The organism is Pseudoalteromonas sp. 78C3 (assembly GCF_002836695.1).
Lineage (GTDB): Bacteria > Pseudomonadota > Gammaproteobacteria > Enterobacterales > Alteromonadaceae > Pseudoalteromonas > Pseudoalteromonas arctica.
Genome location: NZ_PJAV01000160.1, coordinates 19,088 through 28,742, shown reverse-complemented (window position 1 = coordinate 28,742; position 9,655 = coordinate 19,088). Strand labels below are relative to the sequence as shown.

Below are 9,655 nucleotides of genomic sequence, written 5' to 3'. Positions count from 1 at the left end.
TACTTACCTCCAAATATGGGATAACCCCAAGGTAAGTGTGGCTCAAATGGTCAGAATAGGATCTCCGCGTAGCGGCTTAGTTCAACAATTTAATAGTGCGCTCATCGCGCATATTTCTGCCAACGATACGCTCATGTTTTTTATAAATCTTTTTTACCAAATAACTTAATACATTGCTATATATAATTTTTATTAGCACTCAAACTCTCAATAAAAGACAAAATGCGCTCGCCGCTCATTTTCTTGAATATGTGTGCATCACAACTATACTGTATATAAAAACAGCACTATTGTTGGTAATAGTATGAAAACACGTTCCCCATTTTTAAATTACATAGCTGAATATATGCTAGTTCGTCAATATTCATTACGCACCGTCGATACCTACCTAAGATGGATTGCATCTTATATCCATTTTCATAATAAACGCCATCCCGCCTCAATGGGGGACAATGAAGTCGAACGCTACTTAGAACATTTAGTGTTAAAGCAAAACGTTGCACCACGTACGCAAGCTACCGCACTCAATTCATTGTCATTTTTATACAAGCACATAATAAAAAAAGAACTCTCATTAAATTTAAATTTTGCCCGTAGTAAAAAACAAGCAAAGCTCCCTGTAGTGATGACCCCAGAGGAAGTTAAAATGTTGATGGCTCATTTAAATAAGCGCTATATTTAATTGCAGCCCTTATGTATGGAAGTGGCTTAAGAGTAATGGAAGCGGTGCAATTAAGGGTGAAAGATATTGATTTTGATTATAAATGCATTCAAGTATGGAATGGAAAAGGTAATAAACACCGCATTGTTACGCTGGCCACAGAGCTAATTCCTATGCTGAGAAATCAAATTTTGAACGTTGATGACTATTTAAAACTGGATTTAAATAATACGGAATATTCTGGCGTATGGATGCCATATGCTTTAACAAAAAAATATCCAAGTGCCGCAAAATCGCTTGCGTGGCAGTATTTATTTCCTTCTCATATATTAAGTTCAGATCCTCAAAGTGGTGAAATAAGACGACATCATTTTCATCACTCTTGTATTAGAAAAGAGGTTAAAAAAGCCGTCCAAAAATCAGGGTTAACAAAAATAATAACACCTCATACATTAAGACACTCTTTTGCTACTCATCTACTGCAAAATGGCGCCGATATAAGAACTGTTCAAGCTCAGCTTGGCCATTCTGATGTTAAAACCACACAAATATATACTCATGTATTACAGCAAGGCGCTAACGGGGTTGTTAGCCCTTTTTCAAGATTATAAACTTTTCTTTTCAACACCCTAAAAATACATACTTGTTTACAAATCAATACTGCCATCTGTTACTACTTTAAAACACATAAAAAAAGCCCCGCTTGTTTTTACACAAACGGGGCTCCACACTAATTTTTTAATCAAAAATAAAAGCGCCGATACTACGGGCGCTTTGCATCATTGAATATTGTTACTTTAACTTACTGATTAACTACACTTTTAAGCGGATTAATCGGCTGTGCGTTATCGTCTAGTAGATTCATATCAAAATCGAACTCATCTACACGAATCGCTTTTTCACGTTTGATGTTGTAATCAATTAACTGAACGTGTTCAGCTTGCGTGATTACGTTTGCCGCTAGTGCGTTATCAAGCGTGATGTTAAAGCGTATACCTGGTTTAATTACTTTAGCACGTAGTGCTTTTTTAACTTTAGCCAGCTCGCCAAGTGATGCCATTTTAGCTTTGTAAGCTTGCTCATTAATATGATGACCATCGCCTACTACTGGTTTAACTAAATGCGTAATTTGCGCTTTAAATGCGGTATCTAGCTGAGCTTGCTTAGCTAGTTCGCGGATTAAATCATCGCTAATTTTTGGCATTTTAGTTGAGTAGTTCATTGTAATGAAACGAATAAACTTACGTGTACCACTTGCAGGGAAGTTATCTAAAAACTTATGCAATGCTTCTTCAGCACTTTGTAGTGCAAAACGAGTCGCGTAATGGAAATACGGCGCTGCTTGCTCACGGTCACTACTTGATACTTTTTGCTCGTAGTATTTAATTGATGCCATAGCTGCATATAAGAAGCTCATTACATCGCCTAAACGTGCCGATAGCATTTCTGCTTGTTTTAATTTACCGCCAAGTACCAATAACGAAAAGTCTGCGTACACTGCAAGTTTTGCAGATAATTTATGTACTGCTTTTTCGTAGTCACGTACTTCTGGTAATTCAGAATTAGCACTTGCTGTAAATGGTAAAACACCTAACCGGAAAGCACGTAAGCTGTTTGCTGTGCTGTAACCAATTGTTTTACGTAAAATACCGTTAAATTCTTTATCTGCGCCTTTGTCTTCGCTGTGAATTGACTCAACCATAGATTGTAAATATGGGTGACAACGCATAACACCTTGACCAAAGATCATTAGGTTACGTGTAAGAATGTTCGCGCCTTCTACCGTAATGGCAATCGGCTGAGCAACATAACCACTTGCTAATGTATTTTGTGGACCGTTTTGAATCGCTTTACCTGCTTGAATATCCATTGCTGAATCAAGCACGTCGCGACCAAGCTCTGTCATGTGGTATTTAGCGATTGCAGTTACTACTGATGGTTTTAAGCCCATGCCTAAGCCTTCAGTTGTAAGTACGCGCATTGCTTCTTGTAGGTATGTTTTACCTGCAATGTCAGCTAGTTTTTCTTGAATACCTTCAAACTGGCCAATGGCTAAACCAAACTGTTCACGCACTGCTGCGTATTCAGATGCTGATTTAAATGCAACTTGTGCTGTACTAACACCTAGCGCAGGTAATGAAATACCACGGCCAGCACCTAAACAGCTAACCAGCATTTGCCAACCACGGCCGATATTTTTCTGTCCACCAATAACAAAATCCATTGGTACAAATACTTTGTTACCACGTGTAGTACCGTTGTAAAAACGAATACCCATTGGGTCGTGACGATTACCAAGCTCTACACCTGGGTGCTCTTTTGGAATAAGTGCACAGGTAATACCTAAGCTTTCTTTACCACCTAATAAACCATCAGGGTCCATTACTTTAAAAGCTAAACCAAGTACGGTAGCAATAGGTGCAAGCGTTATGTAGCGCTTGTCCCATGTGATCTCAAGGCCAAGCACTTCTTCGCCTTTATACATGCCTTTAGTAACTGTACCAATGTCTGGAATGCCACCTGCATCAGAACCCGCTTCTGGGCTTGTTAATGCAAAACATGGAATGTCTGTACCATTTGCTAGGCGTGGTAAGTAATGTGCTTGTTGCTCTTGCGTACCAAAGTGAAGTAATAGCTCACCCGGGCCTAACGAGTTAGGAACCATTACGGTTACCGCAACTGCTGAGCTTTTAGTCGCAATTGTGCCAACAATAGTAGAGTTTGCATAAGGGCTAAACTCTAAACCACCAAACGACTTAGGAATGATAAGCGAGAAAAAACGCTCTTTTTTCAAGAATTCTAAGATGTCATTTGGTAAATGAATGCCGTTTTGAATCACTGAATCGTCAATCATGCCCAGTAGTTCTTTTACTGGACCGTCTAAGAATGCTTGCTCGTCTGCGCTTAATGTAGCAGCAGGTACGTCGCGAAGTGCACTGAAATCAGGCTTACCTTGGTAGATAGAACCTTCAAGCCATACATCACCCGCGTCTAGCGCTTCTTGTTCTGTGATAGAAATACTTGGTAATACTTTTTTTAGTTTTGTACGTAAACTCATGATTGAACTCATCCGACCAGCTAAATAATAACTACATTACGTCATAAAAAATCGTTTAGATCAATTACTCTATTCAATTAATTAACAGTTTTTTCAATTTATTTTCTTTACCTGAACGTAAACTGTTGAAACACAAAGGCTTACAGTTGTACGCTGAAAAAAAGTATTTTAGCTAAAATGATGAATAAAACAGCAAAAGCGCTAGCGCTGTATCTATTTTTTTATGGGCATAAAAAAACGCAGCACAAATAGGCTACGTTTTTATTCAATTTGTAGAGGCTACATTATCAGTTAATCTAGCTAAAACTACCTAAATTTAAATCAAATTGTATAAGTGCTTCACTTAGTAACTTTAACAACTTGCTTGCCGGTAAAACCACCCGCAAGTTGTTTATTAAGCGCTTGCGATACCGAGTCAGCACTAAAATCTACGGGCGTTATTTCTGGGTGTTTAATGTCGCCACTAACAGCGCCTTCAAGTAACAAGTTGCCCATAAAACTCAAACGTTGTTGTGCACATAAACTATTAGCAAGCCATGCACCACCAATCGATACAACGCTAATATTGGGCGCTCGGTGATACATTAAGTCTTGATCAAAACAAGGTAGCGGATTTAAGCAGGCAATACGTCCGCAAAAACGCATTAACTCAATATTACGCTGAGTACACTCACCACCTATCGTATCAATAACCGCATCAAAGCCTTGTGGGCCAAGTTCTCTGCGGATTTTTTCGCATAGCTTTTTATCGCTATAGTCAAAAACCACATCAGCGCCTAACTGCTTAACCAACTTATGATTACGCTTTGATGCTGTGGTAAATACATCTGCACCGCGCTGTTTTGCATATTGAATAGCAAACTGCCCTACCGCTCCGGCTCCGCCTTCAATAAAAATAGTATCGCCTTCACTAATGCCTATTTTATCTAAGCTAATAAGTGCTGCCATACCGGCGCATGGAAGTGTTGCTGCAATGGCCGGATTTAAACCGCTTGGCACAACCGACACTGCAAAGTTAGGTACTTTGGTGTATTCGCTCAAAGCACCTTGCTCACCAATGTTGGCATGCCACATAACGCGCTGGCCAACATTTGGAAACACACCTTTATTAGCTTTAACCACAACACCTACGGCATCTAGGCCTAAAATGTGTGGATACTGCCATTTACAAAAGCCTGTTTTAGCAAATTGACCATCAACTGGATTTAAACCAACGTACTCTACTTTTACAAGCAGCTCGTTATCTGCACAAATAGGAACAGGCAGCTCAGCATCCGCTAAGTCAATTGCTTCATTTGGTTCTGGCAGTACAATAGCGCGCATTGTTTGCGGGATAATGTATTCATGTAAATTTTCAGTATTTGGCATCAATATAACTCTACTTATTAGTGTCGTTTAACGCATAACTCCATTGGCCATTAAATGACTGGTAAGCATTTACTTTGGCAAGCAGTGAAGAAATTGTTGTTTCAACAGCATTTTCTTGTGCTATTAAAACATCCTGGCGCGCATCTAACAACTCAAGGTAAGGAATTTGACCTTCTTCGTACATTGCTTGTGCTTGTAAAAATGCTTTATTAGCAAAGTCATAGCGCTCATCGGCAAAGCGTTTTTGCTGTGCTTGATTGACCAACAATTGCAATGAAAGTTCACTTTCACTTAGTGCAGTTAATACTACTTGTTGATAATCGCTGTAAGCGGCTTCACTTAAAAACTGCTGCGCGTCGCGCTGTGCTAATAATGCTGGGTAGCTTAATAACGACCATTGCAACTGCGGCGCTACTTGCCACTGTTGGTCGGTATTTTTTAAGCCTGTGCTATCTATACTCACAACCCCTGCAAATGCAGATAAGCTAATATCGGGTAATAACGCTTTACTAGCTGCAACGCTTAAACTATTTGCTTGGCTAAAGTCAAACAGTGCACGGCTAATATCTGGACGTAAGGCAATGGCATTATTAGCGTTTTTTAGTGCTACGCTAAAGTCACGTTCAAGCACGCCTTGCTCGTTTTCAATAGCAATATTTTGCGCTAACTTACCGCTTAGTACTGCAAGAGCAGATAAATCGCTGTATTTTGCATACTCAATAGCAGGCATTAATGCTTGTTGCTGCCTAAGCTGCGCCATAGTACGGTTTAAATCAAGCTCGTTTGCTACGCCTTCGTCAACTCGGGCTTGAAGAACGTCAATACTTTGCTCAAGCGCTTCAATTTGAAGTGTAACAATGTGTTGTTTTTCAACATTACCTTGATAACTTACAAAGCCTTTAACGACTGACGAAACAACTTCAATTTGCAGTAAACGTACTTGCTCTGCTTGGCTCATGGCTGATGCATTTGCAGCATCAACCAACGCCGTTATACGACCAAATAAATCTAGTTGCCAATCAAGTGCAACGTTTGCACTTGATTGGCGGTCAAACACGCTTGGTGCATCGCTTCGAGCTGCGCCAACATTTACGCCACCTTGCGGAAGGTACTGGGCTTTTTGCTCTCCTAATCGCGCTAATGCACTTTTAAGTGTTAACTGGCTTGTTTGCAAATTATAGTTATTTGCAAGCGCACCAGTAACAAGCTCATTTAGTTGATCAGAATTAAGCTTTTTCCACCAGTTTGTCTCATCAGCAACGCTAACGTTACTAGCAATATTAGCTTTAGCAACAAATTCGTTAACGGCTTTTTGCTCGCTCATGGTGTCTATTTTACTCGCACACCCGGCTAAAAACGCAGCGACTAATACTGCACTAACAGTTAGACTTGTTTTAAGTCTTTTTTGCATTAATTTAGTCATGAGTATTCTCCTGCGCTTTATCTTTTTTGTTAGTCACTAACATATAAAATACCGGCGTAAACAATAGGCCAAACACGGTTACACCTATCATCCCTGAGAATACTGCGTTACCCATTGCGTGTCGCATTTCGGCGCCCGCACCGGTGGCAAGTACTAAAGGTACAACACCTGCTGTAAATGCAATTGAGGTCATTAATATTGGGCGCAAACGCATACGACATGCCTCAAGTATTGCCTCTAAGTGCGATAAGCCTGAGTCGTGTCTATCTTTTGCAAATTCAACCATCAATATTGCATTTTTAGAGGCCAACGCGACCAGAACTATTAACGCTATTTGGGTGAATATGTTGTTGTCAGAGCCAACAAACCACACACCTAACAAGGCTGAGAAAATAGTCATTGGTACAATTAATATAATTGCCAGTGGTAAACGTAAGCTTTCGTACTGCGCTGCAAGTACCATAAATACAAGTAATACAACTAACGGGAATACATAAACCATGGTGTTACCGGCAAGTACTTGTTGGTACGTTACTTCAGTCCACTCATATTCAATACCTGTTGGTAGTGTGTCTGCGAGTACTTTTTCAATAGCAACTTGTGCTTGATCAGAGCTATAACCTGGCGCTGGGCTGCCATTTAGTTCTGCACTTGGGTAACCGTTGTAATGCATAACACGGTCAGGACCAATTGTTGGTGTTACTGTTAATACAGAGCCTAGTGGCACCATATTACCTGAGCGGTTACGTACTTTTAAATTAAGTATTTGATCAGGATCTAAGCGGTAGTCAGCATCAGCTTGTGCATTTACCTGGTACGTACGACCAAACATATTAAAGTCATTTACGTACACAGAACCTAAGTAAATTTGCAGTGCATTAAATACTTCATCAAGTGGAATACCTTGAATAAGCGCTTGCTCACGGTCAATATCAATATCCATTTGTGGAACTTGGATACGGAAACTTGAGTACAGGCCCATTAATGCAGGGTCTTGTTGCGCTTTAGTAATTACGGCTTGCAGACTATTAAATAGTGCTTCAAACCCTTTATTAGCTCTGTCTTCTATTTGCAGTTTAAAACCACCGGTAGTGCCTAAACCTTGAATTGGCGGCGGTGGAAATACCGCTACAAATGCCTCATCAATGGCGGCAAAACGTTTATTCAACTGCGCCGCTATCGCCATCGCTGATTGGCTTGGGTCGGTACGTTTATCAAAGCTCTCAAGTGGTGTAAATACAATGCCGCTGTTAGGGCTATTCGTAAAACCGTTCACTGATAAGCCAGGAAAAGCAACAGTATGTGCAACGCCTGGTACTTCTAGTGCAATTTGCTGCATTTGAGCAAGTACATCTTCAGTACGATCAAGGCTTGATGCGTCAGGTAACTGCGCAATAGCCACTAAATACTGTTTATCTTGCTGTGGAATAAAGCCACCTGGTACGGTATCAAATAACTTAATTGTGCCGCCAACAAGTGCAATGTAAGCCACCATTACAACAACGGTCATACGAATTAGTTTTTGTACCAGCTTTTCGTAACCTTTAGCACCACGATTAAATACGCGGTTAAATGGTTTAAACAACCAACGACCAAACAATTTATTAAGTAAACGCGTAAATGCATCTGGTTTTGCATCATGCGATTTTAATAACAATGCAGCAAGCGCAGGCGATAACGTTAATGAGTTAAACGCTGAGATAATCGTCGAAATTGTAATTGTAAGTGCAAATTGCTTATAAAACTGACCTGATAAACCGGTAATAAACGCAGTAGGAATAAATACAGCACTTAGTACTAGCGCAATGGCAATAATAGGGCCTGTTACTTCGCTCATTGCAACGCGGGTTGCTTCAAGTGGCGATAAGCCTTTTTCAATATTACGCTCTACGTTTTCAACAACTACAATCGCATCATCTACAACAATACCTATGGCCAATACTAAACCAAACAACGACAAGGTATTAATTGAGACACCTAACCACTGCATTACGGCAAACGTACCAATAAGTGAAATAGGCACAGCAATTAGCGGAATAATTGATGCACGCCACGTTTGTAAAAATACAATAACAACAATAACTACCAGCACAATTGCTTCAAGCAACGTTGCAATTACCGCGTCAATTGAGCCGCGAACAAATACCGTAGGATCGTACACAATGTCGTATTCAACACCAGTAGGGAAATCTTTAGATAAGCGCGCCATTGTTTCGCGTACTTGATCGGAAAGCTCAATAGCGTTTGAACCTGGGCGTTGGAATATTGGCATTGCAAGTGCTGGTTGGTTGTCAAGCTCTGCACGCAGTGCGTAAGTGTCTTGACCTAAATCAACACGGGCTATATCAGATAAACGCGTTAACTGACCTTCGTCGCCTACTTTAATAATAACTTGTTCAAATTCTTCAATACTGTTTAAACGACCTTTAACGTTTAACAATATTTGAAATTGACTGTCGTTTGAAATTGGTTGCGCACCTAAGCTACCTGCAGCAACTTGCTGGTTTTGCGAGCGAAGTGCTGTTACTACATCTGTCGCTGTTAATTCGCGTGCAGCAAGTGCATCTGGGTTTAGCCATACTCGCATTGAGTATTTGCCAGCACCAAACATGCGAATATCACCTACGCCCGGTAAACGCGCAATTTCATCTTTAATGTTTAAATCAGCATAGTTAGATAAGTAAGCTGTGTCGTGCGTTTTTTCAGGTGAGTATAAATGCACTACCATGGTTAAATCGGGTGATGACTTTTCAGCCACAACACCTAAACGTTGTACTTCTTCTGGCAAACGCGGAAGCGCACTGTTTACACGGTTTTGTACTTGTACTTGAGCACGATCTAAATCGGTACCTAAAGCAAAGGTTACCGTTAGTGTCATGCGGCCATCACTGGTACCTTGCGAAAACATATATAGCATGTTTTCAGTGCCGTTAATTTCTTGCTCCAGCGGTGTTGCCACTGTTTGCGCAATAACGGTAGGGTTAGCACCTGGGTAGTTAGCGGTAACAACAACTGTTGGAGGAACTACTTCTGGGTATTCACTTACTGGTAATTGGAATAGTGATATACCACCAGCAATTAAAATAACCAATGACAGCATGGCCGCAAATATTGGACGCTGTATAAAGAAATGCGAGAATTTCAT

At 40.4% G+C, this 9,655-nt stretch carries 4 protein-coding genes and 1 pseudogene; 1 reads left to right on the top strand and 4 read right to left on the bottom strand.

Translation table 11 applies throughout. The annotated features are described in order from the left end of the window. Positions 1-304 precede the first annotated feature (304 nt). Positions 305-1,272, top strand: a pseudogene (locus CXF76_RS14190) (integron integrase). 191 nt (positions 1,273-1,463) lie between these two features. Here the strand turns inward: CXF76_RS14190 and CXF76_RS14185 are convergent. The 4 genes from CXF76_RS14185 to CXF76_RS14170 form a co-directional block, all read right to left on the bottom strand. After that, positions 1,464-3,719 (bottom strand): acyl-CoA dehydrogenase, encoded by a 2,256-nt coding sequence (locus tag CXF76_RS14185; RefSeq protein ID WP_024592148.1) that lies wholly within the window; start codon positions 3,717-3,719, stop codon positions 1,464-1,466. Between the two features lie 339 nt (positions 3,720-4,058). Then, positions 4,059-5,087, bottom strand: coding sequence for a zinc-binding dehydrogenase (locus CXF76_RS14180; RefSeq protein ID WP_007582024.1), 1,029 nt, complete (start codon positions 5,085-5,087; stop codon positions 4,059-4,061). Positions 5,088-5,097: 10 nt separating this feature from the next. Beyond that, the gene (locus tag CXF76_RS14175) at positions 5,098-6,510 is read right to left on the bottom strand and encodes a TolC family protein (protein ID WP_010553923.1); all 1,413 of its coding nucleotides are present in this window, start codon (positions 6,508-6,510) and stop codon (positions 5,098-5,100) included. Then, complete coding sequence (locus CXF76_RS14170) at positions 6,503-9,655, bottom strand: efflux RND transporter permease subunit (RefSeq protein ID WP_101164002.1); 3,153 nt, start codon at positions 9,653-9,655, stop codon at positions 6,503-6,505. The genes CXF76_RS14175 and CXF76_RS14170 overlap by 8 nt, the downstream gene beginning before the upstream one ends.